Origin of the sequence: Paenibacillus timonensis (genome assembly GCF_022427145.1) — a bacterium.
In the GTDB taxonomy this organism is placed as follows: domain Bacteria; phylum Bacillota; class Bacilli; order Paenibacillales; family Paenibacillaceae; genus Fontibacillus; species Fontibacillus timonensis.
In genome coordinates, this window is the sequence record NZ_JAKSXN010000040.1 from 35,969 (window position 1) to 52,849 (window position 16,881).

The following is a 16,881-nucleotide window of genomic DNA, read 5'->3' on the forward strand; positions in this document are numbered from 1 at the left end:
CTCGATCACTCCCCGGTTTCTTGTAATAATGCAGCCGCTCCCAAGGAGATCAGCCGGCCGGCAACCTGTTCGCCCAACTCGACCGGATTCGTCCCTTCGGTGCTTTCCTTCAAAATCGTCGCTCCGTCCGCCGAACCGACCATGCCCGTCAATCGCAACCGCGGGCGGCCGCTAGGATCGGAAGCTCCTTCCTCCGGCAGCAACGTCGCGTAAGCCCCGATCGGCACCTGGCAACCGCCGTTCAGCACGCCTAAGAAACGACGTTCCGCCGCCACCGCCACCGCCGTGTCAGGATCGTTGTATAAGGACAAAAGCTGGCGCACCTCGGCGTCGTCCTCGCGGCATTCGATGCCAAGCGCGCCTTGGCCGACCGCCGGCAGACAGACTTCCGCCGATAGAAAAGCCGTAATCCGGTGCTCCCAGCCCATCCGGTATAGTCCGGCCGCCGCCAGAATAATGGCATCAAAGCCCTCCTCCTCCAGCTTGCGCAAGCGGGAATCGATATTTCCGCGGATCGGCTCCAATACGAGATCGGGACGATAAGCGCGCAATTGGCTGGCGCGGCGCAAGCTGCTAGTCCCAACCTTAGCGCCTTGCGGCAGCTCGTCTAGGCTCAGTCCGCTTCTCGAAATCAGCGCATCCCGCGGGTCAACCCGCCGAGGTACTGCGCCGTTCGTTAGTCCGTCCGGCAGCACGGACGGCATATCCTTCATGCTATGTACCGCCAGATCGATTTCCCCGTCCAGCATCGCCTGCTCGATTTCCTTAACGAACAGCCCCTTGCCCCCAACCTTGGATAATGTGACATCCAGGATTCGGTCTCCCTTCGTCACGATCTTGCGAATTTCAAAATCAAACGGCAGGTTATGCGCCCGGCAGAGCGCCTTCAAATCGTCGATGACCTGTCCTGTCTGCGTAAGCGCCAGCTGGCTTTGTCTCGTACCCACCACAATCGTTCGCTTCGTCATGCTTATTCCTCCGTCTGTTCCTCGATCCAGGCGATCGTCGCCGCTTCGCTCCACGGTTGGAAGCTTCCTTCCCGAATCGAGGTCAATATATCGGTCTCGGCCAATCTCCGAAACAGAAGTTTCCGTCTGCCGGGATCGCTGATCCGTTCTTTAATGAAAGTCCGCACGGAACTCAAAAAATCAATATATCGTTCATAATCATCGCCAAAATGTTCGTCCATTTCCCGGATCAGCTCCCGCGCGGCCGTCGGCCCCGCTCCCGAGGTGGAGACGGCGACCACGAGCCCGCCTCGGCGCAGAACGCCGGGCGTTATCATGCTGCCCCGCGCGCCTTCGCCGGCGTCGTTTAACGGAATGCCCTCCGCTTCAGCTTCGGCGGCGACGGCAGCGTTCACCTCCGGCCGATCCGTCGCGGCAAAAGCGAGGAACGCGCCGGCCAGATCCCCTTGCCGGTATTCCCGTTCGATCCATGCGACTTGCCCCTTCTCGTGATGGAGCCGCAGTAGGCCTGCCGTCACGGTTGGACTGATGACCACCGTTTCCGCCCCCGCATCCGCCAGCATCGTCGCCTTCCGTTCGGCCACCGGTCCGCCGCCGATCACGACGCAGCGGCGGCCAGCCAAATTCAATAGGACGGGCACATAATAAGGCATGGCGCATCCCTCCCGACACTTCGCTTCAACTCGTTACTAGCATACCCTACCCTGCCGCATTTTTCCATGTTCATCCCTGCAAAAAAAGCCCTTCCCCCTCCGCTTCAGCGTCGAATCAGCCATCGATTCGGGTGCATCCGGCAGAGGGCTCAGGGCGTTCTCGCGGCCTAGCTTATCAAATTAGACGGACACCTTCGCCAGAGGCAACGAAGGCTCCGACTCAAAAGGGATCCGGCTTGGGACCACACCTTGGAGATCCGTTAACCCTTCGGATTCCTGGGGCGGCAGGGTCTCTTGCGATTCCATAGACGCTGAAGTCTCCTTGCCGGAAGAAGCATCGCTTTGCGATTCCACCAGGCGATCCTCAAGGGCAAAGATTTGCGTAAACAGCTCCAAGGCTTCCGTGCCTTGGCCTTCGCCGGCCAACTCCTTGATCCGGTTGATCGGGTCATGCATCATTTGGTTGAGGATGCTCTTGGTCAGGCGCCGGATCACCTTGCGTTGCCGTTCATCCAGCTCCGGCAGCTTGTTGAAGAGACTGTCCAGCGTGCTCTCGTGGATATCGGAAGCCTTCTCCTGGAGCGCCCGAATGACCGGCTTTACGCCAAGCGTTTGCAGCCAGGTAGCAAAGGCGGCCATTTCCTCCTCGATCATCGCTTCGATCTTGACCGCTTCTGCACGGCGCATCTCCATATTACTCTCGACGATCCCTTCGAGATCGTCGATATCATACAGGAATACTTGTTCCAACTCGCCGATGGCCGGCTCGATGTCCCGCGGCACGGCGATATCAATCACAAACAACGGGCGGTCCTGCCGTCCCTTCATGCTTCGCGCGACCTGTGCCGAAGTGATGACATACCCTTCCGCGCCGGTCGAGCTGATCAGGATATCGACTTCTTCCAGACGCTCCATGGCTTCCTGCATCGTGCAAGGCACGCCTTCGCATTTCGCGGCGAGCTCCTGGGCACGGGCATACGTCCGATTGGCCACCAGCACTTCTTCCGCACCGGCGCCGCTCAAATGCTTGGCCGTCAGCTCGCTCATTTTGCCGGCGCCAAGAATCAGCACGCGTTTTCCTTCAAAGCTGCCGAATATCCGTTTGCCCAGCTCGACGGCCGCATAGCTGACCGAAACGGCGCTTTCGCCGATCGCCGTCTCGGAATGGGCCCGTTTGCCCAGCGTTACCGCTTGCTTGAACAGCATATTAAACCACGTTCCGGTGCCTTTCTCGCTTTGCGACACCAAGAACGCATTTTTGACCTGGCCGAGGATTTGCGTTTCCCCCAGCACCATGGAATCCAAACCGCAAGCGACGCGGAACAGATGGCGAATGGCTTGTTCATCTTCATACATATATAAATGGCGGGTAAATTCTTCGCGCGCAACCCCGAACCAACGTTCCATGAAGCTGCGGATGAATGACCCGCACATCTGCAGACGATCGACCACGACGTAAATTTCCGTACGATTGCAGGTGGCGATAATCACGCCTTCCAATACACTCTTGGTGCGTAAAAGCTCCTGCAGCGCTTGCGGCATGTCCTTATCCGCAAAAGAGAAACGTTCCCTGACTTCCACAGGCGCCGTCCGATAGTTTAACCCAACTACGACGATGTGCATTGCAAGTTCACCTGCCTTGAATAGATGTCGATAACATTCATCGAAAACAAACTATGTTAATTATATCACAGTAGTCCCAGGCACCCCGGCGATTTGTATGAGTTTTTTATGAATTATTTATGAAATTCATACCGCCAAAACAAATAACCATGGAAGCTCCATGGTTATCCTATTTTCCCCAATTTATCAAAAAAACTAACCTCTATTTAGACGAATTCGGCTCGATTCGAACCCGGCTCGGCGATTTCCAGCTCGCCCAACCCCCGAATCAGCTTCTTCGCGTACGTTTTCTCCGGATTCAAGACGGACACCAGGTAATCGATCGCCAGCTGCGGATCTACCATTTCCCCGCAGGTGTAGCAATCAATGGCGGCAAACCCTCTCTCAGGATACGTGTGGATCGAGAGGTGGCTTTCCGACAACATCACAAGCACGGTGGCTCCCTGCGGTTCGAATTGTCTGGACTGAATGGACAGAATGGTGGCGCCGCAAGCTTCCGCCGCTTCCACCAAGTGGGCTTCCAACAACCCTGCGTTGTTCAGCACCTCATAGTCGACTCCCCAAGCATCAACCGCAACGTGTCTTCCGAAAGTTGAATATTCCATCTTCCGGCTCCCCCTTCCTAGGAACAAAATGTTTGAAAAAATTTCATCCGCTAGGACCTACGTCATTCACTTCCCGAGGGAAAAATCTCTCGCAACATCTCCATGTCCTGAGTGAATCCTGGTTCCTATATTCTTTTCAACGAGAATAAAAATAACATCTCTTGGGGACAAATGCAACTTATTTTTTCTGGCGAAAATGCCGCTTTCGCCCGCGATGCTCCAACTAAAAAACCACCCTGATATCAGGGTAGTTTACACTAGTACATTATGTTGGCGCCCTCACCCTGGTGACTTCTCATCAAGGGGGCCAAGTTTATTTTTTAAGCCTCCAGGACGAACAATCTCCGCGAGCAATGCCGCAGTTCATCATCGATACGGTCTACGTCCGCTTCTCCGGCGATAAACCGCTTATCAAGCAGCGCATTAATGTCCTTGCGGATGCGGGCGATTTCCAGCTCGACATCGTTATTCCGATAGATCTGCTGCAATTCTGCAGCCGCATCTTTGTATTCGAACACCAGTTTGTAGGATTCCCGGGAATATTCGACGATTTTGCGAACCCGGCCTTCCTGATAATAATACATCATCATGAATCCGTTATAAATTCGGGTGACCATGCCGGAGCCTTTAAACGCCGCGAACAACAGTCTCATTACGTTCGTTAAATGGGGTTTTTCCAAGCGGAAAGACATTTCGCAGACATAATATCCGTCAACACGTTCAAATGGCAGATGCACTTCTTCTCCGCCGTCATCCTCCAGCACGACCTCCTGCCCGCCGTTATCCAACACCTTGACCCGTTGGCGAACGTGAGGATCGTATACTTTGTGAACAAACTGCGACATCTGGACTTCCGTTAAACGCATACTGGCATTGACATACTCTGTGGCTAACCGCTGAGCCATACAAATCTCCTCAATTCTTAAATCGCTTTATCATAATTATACACTACGATTCCAGCCGTACGCTCAGCAGCCAAAACGTGAATTCTTGCCATTTTCCAGAAAAAACGGCATTAAGCCGTTTTTAACCTCGACAATCCCGCTGCATGCTCACTTTCCTGCTGAAACTGCTCCGAATCCCTTCGGCATCCACTGAATTCTTAACTTTTTCCATTTTCGCCTTCGCCGGCGTCCGGACTGATGGCCTCCGTTTCTTCCGCAAGCTCGGCATAACGCGCGATTTGGGCCCATAGCTCGTCCTTGCCGATCCCCTCTTCCGCGGAAAAAAGGATCAGCGGATCGCCCGCCCGCAGCACCAGCGCTTCTTTGATGATTTTCAGATGCTTCTGCCAGCGCGACTTCGGAATCTTGTCGGCCTTGGTGGCAACGACGCAGACCGGCAGCTCGTAAGCCTTCAGCCAGTCGTACATCAGCTCGTCATCCTTGGTCGGGGGATGCCGGAGATCGATGATCTGCAAAACCAGCTTGAGCGTTTCCCGCTCCAGCAAGTATTTCTCGATCATTTTGCCCCAGACCTCGCGCTGCGACTTGGATACTTTGGCGTACCCGTATCCGGGCACGTCTACGAAATACACCCGGTCATTGATCCGGTAATAGTTGAGATGCTGGGTTTTCCCGGGGGTTGAACTGGTGCGCGCTAAGTTTTTGCGGTTAATCATTCGGTTGATCAGCGACGATTTGCCCACATTGGAACGCCCTGCCAGAGCAATCTCCGGCAAGGCGTCCTCAGGATATTGATTGGGGCCGACGGCGCTGATGATAAATTCAGCCTTGGTTACCTTCATCGTTCAATTCCTCTCTTGGGGCGGCGCCGGTGAGCGCCGCGCCTTTCATGCTAATGCACTTCGGGATGCTCCACGAGCGCATGCTCGAGCACTTGGTCCATGTGGGACACCGGCACGAATTCCAGGTCCTCCTTGACGCTGTCCGGAATGTCGCGCAGATCGCGCTCGTTGTCCTTCGGCATCAAGACTTTGCGGTAGCCCGCCCGATGTGCGGCAAGCGACTTCTCCTTCAGTCCGCCGATCGGCAGCACGCGCCCGCGCAGCGTAATCTCGCCGGTCATGGCGACGTCCTTGGAGACGTGGCGATTCGTCAAAGCCGAGATCAGCGCGGTAGCGATCGTAATGCCCGCCGACGGGCCGTCCTTCGGAATCGCTCCTTCAGGGATGTGGATATGAATATCGTTCTTCTCGTGAAAATCCAGCGGGATCCCGAGCTCCGCCGCTTTGGAGCGGGTATAGCTGAAGGCGGCCTGCGCCGATTCCTTCATGACGTCGCCCAGTTTACCCGTCAGCGTCAGCTTCCCGGCTCCCGGCACTACCGTCACTTCGATCACCAGCGTCTCTCCGCCGACCTCCGTCCAGGCCAGCCCGGTTACCGTACCGATCTGATCCTCCAGCTCAGCCATGCCGTAACGGAATTTCGCTGCGCCGAGATAATCCTTCAGCGAGTCCGGCGTAATGGCGATTTGCTCCTTGTCAGCGGACACGATCTGCTTCGCGGCTTTCCGACATAGCGCAGCGACTTGCTGCTCCAAATTCCGAACGCCGGATTCACGGGTATATTCGCGGATCACTTTCAGCAGCACGTCTTCGCCGATCTCGAGCTGCTCCGGTTCCAGCCCGTGCTCGCGTTTTTGCTTTGGAAGCAAGTAACGGTTAGCGATTTGCAGCTTCTCCAGCTCCGTGTAACCGGGGATAAACAACGTCTCCATCCGGTCTAGCAGCGGCCGCGGAATGTTGTGCACCGCGTTGGCGGTCGTAATAAACATCACGTTCGATAGATCAAACGGAACCTCGATAAAATGATCCGAGAACGTGTTGTTCTGCTCCGGATCCAGCACTTCCAGCAGTGCCGAGGAAGGATCGCCGCGGAAATCCGAAGCCATCTTGTCGATTTCGTCCAGCAGGAACACCGGATTCAGGGTGCCTGCCGTTTTCATGCCTTGAATGACCCGTCCCGGCATGGCTCCGACATAAGTGCGGCGATGTCCCCGAATCTCCGCTTCGTCCCGCACGCCGCCCAGCGAGATGCGAACGAACTCACGCCCCAACGAACGGGCGATCGAGCGGGCCAGCGAGGTCTTTCCGACCCCCGGCGGTCCAACCAGGCAAAGAATCGGCCCTTTCAGTTTTTTGACCAGCTTCTGCACGGCCAAATATTCCAGCACCCGTTCCTTCGGCTTATCCAAGCCGTAGTGGTCTTCGTTCAGCACCTGCTCTGCCTTGGCAAGATCAAGGTCGTCTTCGGTTTTGTTGCTCCACGGCAAGCTCAGCAACCAATCCACGTAATTGCGGATAACGCCGCCTTCCGCCGAGCTGGCCGGCATTTTCTCCAGACGGTCGATTTCCTTCTCGACCTTCTCCCGAACGTTATCCGGCAGCCCCTTCTCTTCGAGCTGGGCCCGCAACTCTTCCGCTTCGCCGGCCCGCCCTTCCTTCTCGCCAAGCTCCTTCTGGATCGCTTTCATTTGCTCGCGCAAATAATATTCCTTCTGCGTCTTCTCCATCTGTTTCTTGACGCGTTGGTTGATTTTGCGTTCCAGTTCCAGCACTTCGCGCTCGTTATTCAAGATGTCGAGCAGCTTCTCCAGCCGCTTGCGAACATCGATCGTCTCCAGGATTTCCTGCTTATCTTTGATTTTTAAAGACAAATGGCTGGTGATCACGTCGGCTAAGCGCCCGGCTTCTTCAATGTCCGATACCGCCGCCAGCGTCTCCGGCGTGACCTTCTTGGATAAATTGATATAATGTTCGAATTGGGTTAACACCGTGCGCATCAGCGCGTCGACTTCCGGATCGACCGTCTCTTCCTCCGGGCGTTCTTTGGCCATAACCTCATAATATTCGTCATTATCCAAATATTCGATAATTTCTGCGCGTTCCATGCCTTCCACTAGCACGCGGATGGTGCCGTTGGGCAATTTCAGCATCTGGCGCACCTTCGCGACGGTGCCGATGCGAAAGATATCTTCCTGGGTCGGTTCTTCTATGTTCACTTCCGATTGAGAACAGAGGAGAATCAGGTTATCTTCGACCATGGCTTTTTCCAGCGCCTTCACGGATTTCTCCCGCCCTACGTCCAAGTGAAGCACCATGCTTGGATAGACGAGAAGACCGCGCAGCGGCAGCAGCGGGAAACGCCGGCCTTTGGATTTATGGGGTCCCATCGCTTATGCACCTCCAAACGTTCTCTGTTGATATCATTGCTATTTTAGCAAAAGTTACATAAAAACACCAACGAGGAGCGGCCGCTTCAGGCAGCCGCCCCCCGCAAAGCAAACGGGCTGGACGTTGGGGGATCCCTTTCTTGCCCGGTTACATCGTCCCCCCCTGCGATGGGGACTCCGCGTGCAGGAAAGGCGCAGGAGCGGTTGCCGGAGCGAACAATTCGCCGCCGGCCGGCAGCTCCAGGTTCTTCTCGGCTTCGGGACCAAAGACGTGGCGGAACACTTCCGCCAAGGTCTCGACGGCAATCACCCGAAGTCCCTCCAAGCCTTCGAACAACGTTTGCCAGTTGTCCTTCGGAATCAGGACCGTCGTCGCGCCTGCCTGGAACGCCGCCTCCACTTTGGCCACGACGCCGCCGACCGGCTTGACTTTGCCGTGGATCCCCAACTCGCCGGTCATGGCGATCTGATGGTTCACCGGTACTTGCTTGATCGCCGACGCGATGGCAGTGGCGATCGCTAACCCGGCGGACGGACCGTCGATCGGGGTTCCGCCCGGGAAGTTGATATGAAGGTGGTAATTCGCCGGATTCAGGCCGATCCGCTGCAGGACGGTCAGGACGTTCTCCACCGATCCTTTAGCCATGCTCTTGCGGCGCAACGTACGGCTGCCTCCGCCGATTTCTTCTTCGTCCACTACGCCGGTAATGTTATAGGATCCTTTGCCTTTCTCGGCTGGAACGGCCGTTGCCTCAATCTCCAGCAACGTGCCCATGTTCGCGCCGTACACGGCCAAGCCGTTGACGAAGCCTACCGCAGGCTGAGCCGGAATTTTGCGGTCCGGGCGCGGCGCAAGCTGGCTGCTTGTCGCCACCCATTCCAGGTCCGACGCCAGCAGATGGTCGCGTTTCTCGGTGAGGGCAAGACCGGCGGCCAATTGCACCATATTGACGGCTTCGCGGCCGTTAGTCGCGTATTTCTTGATGACCTCCACCGCTTCCGGACAAGGCTGGAAGCCGATTCGCTTCACCGCATCCTCGGCGATTTGGGAAATTTCCTCCGGCAGCAGCGGACGGAAATAAATCTCCATGCACCGCGAGCGCAAGGCGGCCGGAATCTCTTGAGGCGACCGGGTTGTCGCCCCAACCAAGCGGAAATCCGCTGGCAGGCCGTTTTGGAAAATGTCGTGGATATACGCTGGCGTATTTGCGTCTTCGGAGTTATAATACGCACTCTCCAGATAAACCTTGCGATCCTCCAAGACCTTCAACAGTTTATTCATTTGGATCGAATGCAATTCGCCGATTTCATCGATAAACAAAATTCCACCATGGGCCTTCGTGACGGCGCCGGGCTTCGGCTGGGGAATGCCGGCAACGCCCATAGCCCCTGCCCCCTGGTAAATCGGATCGTGCACCGAACCGATCAGCGGGTCGGCGATGCCCCGCTCGTCGAAACGGGCGATGGTCGCGTCGATTTCAATGAATTTGGCATCGGTTTTAAACGGGGATACCGGGTTTTTCTTGGCTTCCTCCATTACGACGCGTGCCGCGGCCGTTTTGCCTACGCCCGGCGGCCCGTAAATGATCACGTGCTGCGGGTTGGCGCTGCAAAGCGCTGCTTTGAGCGCACGCAATCCGTCCTTTTGTCCGACGATATCGTTCATCGAGGCCGGACGGGTACGCTCCGCAAGCGGCTTGGTGAGCGAGACGGCCCGCAGCTTGCGCAGCTTCTCCATTTCCTTGCGCGATTCCCGGTCCACCGCCAGACGGTTTCCTTTTTGACTGCGCAGCTGATTCCAGAAATAAAGCCCAATGACCACGGCAAAGAACATTTGGACCGCCATCAGGATAACATTCAAATCCATACGCGTTACGCCTCCCACACTTAGACTACTCTTTGACTGATACTTGGTAGTATAGCCTTTTCGCTCCAACGTAAAACAAAGAGTTTTGAGAGGTAGTTCAAAAAGTCATCTTTTGATCACGAAGCAGGTCATGAAGCGGATTCGACGTCGAATCTTGAATTCAGCCGGGCCTTCCGTTGCTCACGTAGGCTTACCTACGCTGCGCTACTCAGTCCCTAGCTTCATCCAACCTTCTCGGTGCTGAAAAGCCGACTTTTTGAACATATACTTAAAGTACGGCTGTACGGCAACACCGAGAAACGTTTAGGCTTCTGATCTCTGTTGCCGCCAGGTTATTTGATCAGCTCAATTCGGAAAGGTAATAACCCGCCGGCAAGGGGCAACAGCTACCGCTTCATCAGCTCCAAACTTCCTCTCCGTTAAAAAGGGAAACGCCAAAAAAAGCCGCAACCTGCTCTGAAAGGCAGTTTGCGGCTTTGGTTAAAATCTCATTATGCTTTCGCGTGGGCACGGTGTTCCTTGCGTCCCGGAATTTCTCCGGTCGCTTCGTATACCTCCACGATATGGTCAATCTCTTTCTTCAATTCGTTCAGCAGCTCGGCTTCCGGCACTTTGCGAATCATCTCCCCATAACGGAACAGCAGACCTTCCCCGCGGGCACCGGCGATCCCGATGTCGGCTTCGCGCGCTTCCCCGGGGCCGTTGACGGCGCAACCGAGCACAGACACCTTAATCGGCACCTTCAGGTTCGAGATGTAGGCTTCCACCTCGTTGGCGATGGAGAACAGGTCGATATCCAGCCGACCGCAGGTTGGGCAGGAGACAAGGGTCGCTGCGTTGGTGATCAAGCCAAACGTCTTCAACAGCTCGCGCGCCACTTTCACTTCCTCAACCGGATCCGCGCTCAGCGAAATACGAACCGTCGAACCGATGCCCATCGACAAGAGGGCTCCGATGCCGGCCGCGCTCTTGACCGTGCCGGAGAACAAGGTTCCGGCTTCCGTAATTCCCAAATGCAGAGGATATGGAATGACCTCCGCCGCTTTGGTGTAGGCCGCGATCGCCATCGGAACGTCCGATGCCTTCAGCGACACGATGATGTCATGGAAGTCGAGCTCCTCCAAAATGCCGATATGGAACAAGGCGCTTTCCACCATCGCTTCCGGCGTCGGATAACCGTATTTCTCCAGCAAATGATTCTCCAACGATCCGGCGTTCACGCCGATACGAATCGGGATGCCGCGTTCCTTACACGCTTTAACAACCGCTTCAACCTTCTCGCGGCGACCGATATTGCCAGGATTAATCCGGACTTTGTCGATGCCGTTTTCGATCGCGAGCAGCGCCAGCTTGTAATTGAAGTGAATGTCGGCGACCAGCGGGATGTGAATCCGTTTCTTGATTTCCTTGATCGCCGCAGCCGCTTCCTCGTTGTTCACCGTCACGCGTACCAGTTGGCAACCCGCTTCCTCCAACCGGAGGATCTCGGCGACCGTCGCTTCGACGTCTGCCGTTTTCGTCGTACACATGCTTTGGATGATGACTTCGTTGCTTCCGCCGATCGTCAGATTCCCGACTTTGACCGGCCGCGTATCTTGTCTCAAGAATGTCATGTCTGGTCTCTCCCATAACGATCAAAGCTCCACCCCCGCGGGCGCAGCGCCTTTTCCGGGGCACGACAATCGCAAAGGTGGAGAACTTTGACCTTTATTTTAGCGCGAACCAGCAGTTTCCCGCTTACGCGCTTTCTTCTTGTTTTTTGTTAGGCTTGGCGGCCAATTCAGGAACGGTTTTCTCCTGGACGACCTTCTCGGTGATGACGCAATCCGAAATATCGTCGCGGGACGGCACTTCATACATCACGTCAAGCATAATGCCCTCAATGATCGCGCGAAGTCCGCGAGCTCCCGTATTCCGCTTGATGGCTTCCCGGGCGATCGCTTCCAGTGCCTTTGGCTCGAACTGCAGGTTGACATTGTCCAGTTCAAGCAGCTTCTGGTATTGCTTCACCAAAGCATTTTTCGGTTCGGACAAAATGCGGACCAGCGTTTTCTCATCCAGCGGCTCGAGGGTCGAGATGACCGGCAAACGGCCGACGAATTCCGGGATCAACCCGAATTTCAGCAGGTCTTCCGGCAATACCATCGACAGGTATTCACCCGGTTTGAGTTCCTTTTGCCCGTCGCTGCCCGCGTTAAAGCCGATGACTTTCTTGCCGATCCGGCGTTTGATCATTTGCTCCAGACCGTCAAACGCGCCGCCGCAAATGAACAAAATGTTCGTCGTATCGATTTGGATGAATTCCTGATGCGGATGTTTGCGTCCGCCTTGCGGAGGAACGGAAGCGACCGTGCCCTCCAAAATTTTCAGCAGTGCTTGCTGCACGCCTTCGCCGGAGACGTCGCGAGTAATCGAAGGATTCTCCGATTTGCGCGCCACTTTATCGATTTCGTCGATGTAAATGATGCCGCGTTCCGCTTTTTCCACGTCATAATCGGCTGCTTGAATCAGCTTCAGAAGAATGTTCTCCACGTCTTCACCGACGTAGCCGGCTTCCGTCAAGGAAGTCGCATCGGCAATCGCGAACGGGACGTTCAGGATTTTAGCCATCGTTTGCGCGAGGAGCGTTTTCCCCGAACCCGTAGGACCCAGCAGCAAGATATTACTCTTCTGCAGCTCGACATCCTCGATCTTGCTTTGCGTATTTACACGCTTGTAGTGGTTGTAAACCGCAACGGACAGCGATTTCTTCGCTTGTTCCTGACCGATGACGTACTGGTCCAAAATATCGCGGATTTCCTTTGGCTTCGGAATTTCCTTCAGATCCAGCTCTTCCTCGTGGCCAAGTTCCTCTTCCACGATTTCCGTGCACAGCTCAATGCATTCGTCGCATATATAAACGCCGGGTCCGGCAACAAGCTTGCGTACCTGCTCTTGCGATTTGCCGCAGAACGAGCATTTCAGTTGTCCTTTTTCATCGTTAAACTTAAACATGTAAACACCCCTTTATAGATTAGTGGGCTTGGAGATAACCTGGTCGATAATCCCGTAGGCCTTGGCCTCTTCCGCGCTCATGAAGAAGTCGCGGTCCGTATCGCGCTCGATTTTTTCAAGGGGTTGACCCGTACGATCTACGTAGATCTGGTTCAGTTTTTGTCTCGTCTTGATGATCCAGTCGGCATGAATCTTGATATCCGTCGCCTGACCGCGAACGCCGCCAAGCGGCTGGTGAATCATCACTTCGCTGTTTGGAAGCGCGAAACGTTTACCCGGGGCCCCCGCCGTCAGCAGCAGCGATCCCATGCTGGCCGCCATGCCCACGCAGATGGTGGACACATCAGGTTTGATAAACTGCATCGTATCATATATACCCATCCCCGCGGTAACGGAACCACCCGGAGAATTGATGTACAGGTGAATGTCTTTCTCAGGATCTTCGGCCGCTAAAAACAACAGTTGGGCAATCACGAGATTGGCAACTTCATCATCAATAGCGTTGCTGAGAAATATAATGCGATCTTTAAGGAGTCTCGAATAGATGTCGTACGACCGCTCTCCCCGATTCGTTTGTTCTACGACCATAGGTACCAGACTCATGCGACCAACCTCTTTTCCTTTTCAATTTCCCTTGCGCTTACGTAAAACATTCTATCATGTTCGAAGCCCCATGTCATTTTTCGCCCCGTACAGTTTATGTTCGTTTTTACACATTATATAACCTGAGGCTTGTCCCGTGCGTAATGGAAATAAATGTTACGTTCGAAGATGAAAAATTAAGGCACGCATTTTATCATACGTGCCCTAACTTTTATCGTGATGTATTCAAAGAAGCGGGATTCAAGGCTAGAGCAAATTACTCCTCGCCTTGGGCTTCTTCGGCTTCGGTTTTGTCGGCGTCAGCTTTCGATTCGGCTTTCGTCGATTTTTTCGTCGTTTTTTTCGCAGCCGGTTTAGCTTCTTTGGCTTTCGCTTCCGCTTGCTCTGCCGGACCTTCCTTGCTGTTCTCCAGAAGGAATTCGATCGTCTTGCGGATCAGGATTTCCTCGTTCAAGCTGCCCAAAGAACCGTTCGCCGCCAAAATGTTGCGGATTTCTTCCGGCGTGCGCTTGTAAGCTTCCGCCATATCGTTCAATTCTTTGTTGATTTCGTCTTGAGTGACTTCGATCTTCTCGGCTTTGGCGATGGCCTCAAGCACCAGGTTGTTGCGAACGCGTTTCTCCGCGTCTCCCTGCATTTGTCCTCTGAGGTCGTCCACCGTTTGGCCGGAGAAGCCCAGGAACATGTCCAGGTTCATGCCTTGCGAGCGAAGACGGTTATCGAAGTCGCGGACCATGTTTTCCACTTCGCCATTGATCATGGCTTCCGGAATTTCTACTTCCGCATTCTCGCCGATTTTATCAACGAGGGCCCCTTCACGGGCTGCTTTCGCTTCTTGCTCCTTGCGGGAGCCAAGTTGTTTCTTCAAATCTTCCTTGAACTCGGCAAGCGTGTCGAATTCGCTAACGTCTTTGGCGAACTCGTCGTCCAGTTCAGGCAGTTGTTTGCGTTTGATTTCATGCACTTTCACTTTGAACACGGCTTCTTTGCCAGCCAGTTCTTCGGCATGGTACGTATCTGGGAAAGTTACCGTAACGTCCTTGAAGTCGCCGGTAGCCAGACCCACAACTTGATCCTCGAAACCAGGAATAAACGTGTTGCTTCCCAGTTCCAGGGAATACCGCTCCGCTTTGCCGCCTTCGAAAGGCACGCCGTCAACGGAACCGTCAAAGTCGATGACAACCGTATCCCCGTTTTGAGCCGGCTCTTCGTCAACGACGACAAGCTCGGCATGGCGTTGTTGCAGACGCTCCAGTTCAGCGTTCAGTTCTTCTTCGCTAACTTCGGCGCTAACGGCAGGAACTTCTACGCCTTTGTAATCGCCCAGCTTCACTTCAGGTTTAACCGTGATTCTTGCTTTGAACTTGAAAGGTTGTCCCTTGGCAAATTGCTCAACGTCAACTTCAGGGCGATCCACCGGGAAAATATCCGTTTGGTCTACAGCTTCGCTGTACACTTCAGGCAGCAAGATGTCGATCGCATCTTGATACAAGCTTTCCACGCCAAAACGCGCTTCAAAAATCGGCCGAGGCACTTTACCTTTACGGAAACCAGGTACGTTGGCTCTCTTCGCTACTTTTTGAAAAGCTTTATCCAGTGCGGCGGCTACACGTTCCGCCTCCACTTCAACCTCGAGTACGCCGAGGTTCTTCTCTATTTTTTCCCAAGTTGCTTTCATTTTATGCCTTCCCCTCCAAATTTCGCATATACTTTAAATACTGAAACCGAATCGCGACTAAAGCAGCTATTTCGAGGTGTCTTGCACTTGGGTTCCAGTATAGCTGTCTCTATGAACACGATCAGAATAACCATTATATTATAAACAACAAAACACCTTTTTACAAGAGCCGATCCATAGCCAGGTATTGGCGGCACGATTAACATTTGCAAGCTTCATAGAATGCACTATAACCGAGCCCCCTCCGCTACATTCCGCGGACTCGTCCTGAAGCCACGAATTTGCCCAGCGCCCGGCAAATCTGCTCATATCGCAGCCGCAGCCCGTCGGTAATCCCGTACATGGCGCGAATCTCCTCATCGGATTGGCTGCCGGACAAACTATCCGCCACCATCTGATGCAGCGCCGCTGCCCAAATATCGATGACCGCGTCATCCTCGCCTAAGAGCGAGCGATAATCTACCGTCCCGTATAAAGCCATCACGAACTGCGACCATAACTCCTGGGCGAAATAAAAAAGGGTCGGATCATGGACCTGCGTCTGGTCCCCTACGCGGTCCAATACGGCCTGCACGGCCGGAGGAAAATCTTCAGGCTTCAGCGGAACGGCTTCAACCTCCACTTCCACCCGCTCCCCACCGCGAAAAAAGACCAGCGTCCCCGTCGTCCCGCGGCGTCGCAGTGTTTGCAATACCCGGTATTGAAGCAGCGGGTGGAGCTCCTCCCGGGTAATCCATCCGATCAGCGCGTCGTCGATCTCGGGGCGATCCAGGTAAGCGAGCTGTTCGAGGGCCAGGAACGTCTGCTCCGACAGCGGTTTGTTCCTCACGGTATGTAACAATTTATCCGCATAACCCGCATCTTCGGCCAGTTTGGCCTCCGCGAGCCGGCGCGCCAGCATTTCTTCGGTCTCTTCTTCCTCTTCGAAGCCTTGCGGATCCGGCATGCCGTTCTTCAGCGCGGGAAATGCGCCGAGCAGCCAGTCCAGCAAAGCCTGCCATTCCTCGTAATGCCGAGGATCCTCGCCCTGGCACTGAAGCAGGAATTGCAGAAGCTCTACGGCCTCCCCGTATCTTTCCGTCTCCAGCATGCGGGTCAGTTCGATCTGGTAGTAGTCCAGCGTTTTGGGAAACAAGACGATGTTGTCTTTCTCATCGGGTCGTGAACTGCTAATAAGGGCACCTCCTTTCCTCCGAGTAGCAATTAATTGAGATTATAGCATAGTCCCCGGCGAAGGCAAAAACCCTCCTACCCAAATGCCCGACATGCCGCCGAATTGACTCGCTGGTACGCCCCCTGCCAATTTTATATTGCAGGATATTGATCCCTAACATCTCGTGTGGTATAATATTTTTTGCTTGTGTTTTTCATATTTGAGATGTCCCAGTAGCTCAGCTGGATAGAGCAACGGCCTTCTAAGCCGTCGGTCGGGGGTTCGAATCCCTCCTGGGACGTAACAAAAGAGCACCCGTAGGGGTGCTTTTTTATTGCGTTTCCAGGTTGGGATGAGAACCCCCGGCGGGGGGTTCGTCGGAGCAAAGCCGCCCGCGCCAGCGGGGCGGTTAAGCGGAGTCTCGAACGGTGCAGAGACCCATCGTTTTCAGCATACCGGGCGAATTGTATTCGAAATTTCATATATATTGAGGCTTTTACGGCTGATAATGTGAAATCTATTCGATATTTCATATAGATTTCGGACTTTCGACCTCAGTCGGGCCAAATAAGTATGAAATTTCAGATATAATCCACCAAAAGT

The 16,881-nt window shown here is 54.4% G+C and carries 13 protein-coding genes and 1 tRNA gene; 1 reads left to right on the forward strand and 13 read right to left on the reverse strand.

The window, feature by feature from the left end; genetic code table 11:
- Nucleotides 1-5: 5 nt before the first annotated feature.
- The 13 genes from hemC to MJ257_RS16200 form a co-directional block, all read right to left on the reverse strand.
- Entirely contained in the window at nt 6-968 is a 963-nt protein-coding gene (gene hemC / locus MJ257_RS16140; protein WP_240270221.1) for a hydroxymethylbilane synthase, read from the reverse strand.
- 2 nt (nt 969-970) lie between these two features.
- The gene (locus MJ257_RS16145) at nt 971-1,621 is read right to left on the reverse strand and encodes a precorrin-2 dehydrogenase/sirohydrochlorin ferrochelatase family protein (RefSeq protein WP_240270222.1); all 651 of its coding nucleotides are present in this window, start codon (nt 1,619-1,621) and stop codon (nt 971-973) included.
- Between the two features lie 180 nt (nt 1,622-1,801).
- On the reverse strand, nt 1,802-3,244 hold the full coding sequence (gene hemA / locus MJ257_RS16150) for a glutamyl-tRNA reductase (RefSeq protein ID WP_240270223.1): 1,443 nt from the start codon (nt 3,242-3,244) through the stop codon (nt 1,802-1,804).
- A 206-nt stretch (nt 3,245-3,450) separates the two neighbouring features.
- Nucleotides 3,451-3,849, reverse strand: coding sequence for an adenosylmethionine decarboxylase (gene speD / locus MJ257_RS16155; protein ID WP_240270224.1), 399 nt, complete (start codon nt 3,847-3,849; stop codon nt 3,451-3,453).
- 320 nt (nt 3,850-4,169) lie between these two features.
- Entirely contained in the window at nt 4,170-4,754 is a 585-nt protein-coding gene (locus MJ257_RS16160) for a non-ribosomal peptide synthetase module (RefSeq protein ID WP_240270225.1), read from the reverse strand.
- Between the two features lie 197 nt (nt 4,755-4,951).
- On the reverse strand, nt 4,952-5,596 hold the full coding sequence (yihA, locus tag MJ257_RS16165) for a ribosome biogenesis GTP-binding protein YihA/YsxC (RefSeq protein WP_240270226.1): 645 nt from the start codon (nt 5,594-5,596) through the stop codon (nt 4,952-4,954).
- 50 nt (nt 5,597-5,646) lie between these two features.
- Entirely contained in the window at nt 5,647-7,983 is a 2,337-nt protein-coding gene (gene lon / locus MJ257_RS16170; RefSeq protein WP_240270227.1) for an endopeptidase La, read from the reverse strand.
- A gap of 148 nt (nt 7,984-8,131) precedes the next feature.
- Complete coding sequence (gene lonB / locus MJ257_RS16175) at nt 8,132-9,850, reverse strand: ATP-dependent protease LonB (RefSeq protein ID WP_240270228.1); 1,719 nt, start codon at nt 9,848-9,850, stop codon at nt 8,132-8,134.
- 491 nt (nt 9,851-10,341) lie between these two features.
- A complete protein-coding gene (ispG, locus tag MJ257_RS16180; RefSeq protein WP_240270229.1) occupies nt 10,342-11,463 on the reverse strand; it encodes a flavodoxin-dependent (E)-4-hydroxy-3-methylbut-2-enyl-diphosphate synthase in 1,122 nt (373 codons plus the stop codon).
- A 124-nt stretch (nt 11,464-11,587) separates the two neighbouring features.
- Nucleotides 11,588-12,844, reverse strand: a complete 1,257-nt coding sequence (gene clpX / locus MJ257_RS16185; protein ID WP_178021152.1) for an ATP-dependent protease ATP-binding subunit ClpX — start codon at nt 12,842-12,844, stop codon at nt 11,588-11,590.
- Between the two features lie 12 nt (nt 12,845-12,856).
- A complete protein-coding gene (clpP, locus tag MJ257_RS16190) occupies nt 12,857-13,447 on the reverse strand; it encodes an ATP-dependent Clp endopeptidase proteolytic subunit ClpP (protein ID WP_059040934.1) in 591 nt (196 codons plus the stop codon).
- A gap of 256 nt (nt 13,448-13,703) precedes the next feature.
- Complete coding sequence (tig, locus tag MJ257_RS16195) at nt 13,704-15,125, reverse strand: trigger factor (RefSeq protein ID WP_240270230.1); 1,422 nt, start codon at nt 15,123-15,125, stop codon at nt 13,704-13,706.
- A 247-nt stretch (nt 15,126-15,372) separates the two neighbouring features.
- Nucleotides 15,373-16,260, reverse strand: coding sequence for a hypothetical protein (locus tag MJ257_RS16200; protein WP_372489827.1), 888 nt, complete (start codon nt 16,258-16,260; stop codon nt 15,373-15,375).
- A 245-nt stretch (nt 16,261-16,505) separates the two neighbouring features.
- Here MJ257_RS16200 and MJ257_RS16205 point away from each other — a divergent pair.
- A tRNA-Arg gene (locus MJ257_RS16205) sits at nt 16,506-16,579 on the forward strand.
- Nucleotides 16,580-16,881: the final 302 nt, after the last annotated feature.

What these genes read in the sequence shown, in the direction of transcription:
- hemC (WP_240270221.1), bottom strand. Translation starts at nt 968, where the DNA reads ATGACGAAGCGAACGATTGTGGTGGGTACGAGACAAAGCCAGCTGGCG.
- MJ257_RS16145 (WP_240270222.1), bottom strand. Translation starts at nt 1,621, where the DNA reads ATGCCTTATTATGTGCCCGTCCTATTGAATTTGGCTGGCCGCCGCTGC.
- hemA (WP_240270223.1), bottom strand. Translation starts at nt 3,244, where the DNA reads ATGCACATCGTCGTAGTTGGGTTAAACTATCGGACGGCGCCTGTGGAA.
- speD (WP_240270224.1), bottom strand. Translation starts at nt 3,849, where the DNA reads ATGGAATATTCAACTTTCGGAAGACACGTTGCGGTTGATGCTTGGGGA.
- MJ257_RS16160 (WP_240270225.1), bottom strand. Translation starts at nt 4,754, where the DNA reads ATGGCTCAGCGGTTAGCCACAGAGTATGTCAATGCCAGTATGCGTTTA.
- yihA (WP_240270226.1), bottom strand. Translation starts at nt 5,596, where the DNA reads ATGAAGGTAACCAAGGCTGAATTTATCATCAGCGCCGTCGGCCCCAAT.
- lon (WP_240270227.1), bottom strand. Translation starts at nt 7,983, where the DNA reads ATGGGACCCCATAAATCCAAAGGCCGGCGTTTCCCGCTGCTGCCGCTG.
- lonB (WP_240270228.1), bottom strand. Translation starts at nt 9,850, where the DNA reads ATGGATTTGAATGTTATCCTGATGGCGGTCCAAATGTTCTTTGCCGTG.
- ispG (WP_240270229.1), bottom strand. Translation starts at nt 11,463, where the DNA reads ATGACATTCTTGAGACAAGATACGCGGCCGGTCAAAGTCGGGAATCTG.
- clpX (WP_178021152.1), bottom strand. Translation starts at nt 12,844, where the DNA reads ATGTTTAAGTTTAACGATGAAAAAGGACAACTGAAATGCTCGTTCTGC.
- clpP (WP_059040934.1), bottom strand. Translation starts at nt 13,447, where the DNA reads ATGAGTCTGGTACCTATGGTCGTAGAACAAACGAATCGGGGAGAGCGG.
- tig (WP_240270230.1), bottom strand. Translation starts at nt 15,125, where the DNA reads ATGAAAGCAACTTGGGAAAAAATAGAGAAGAACCTCGGCGTACTCGAG.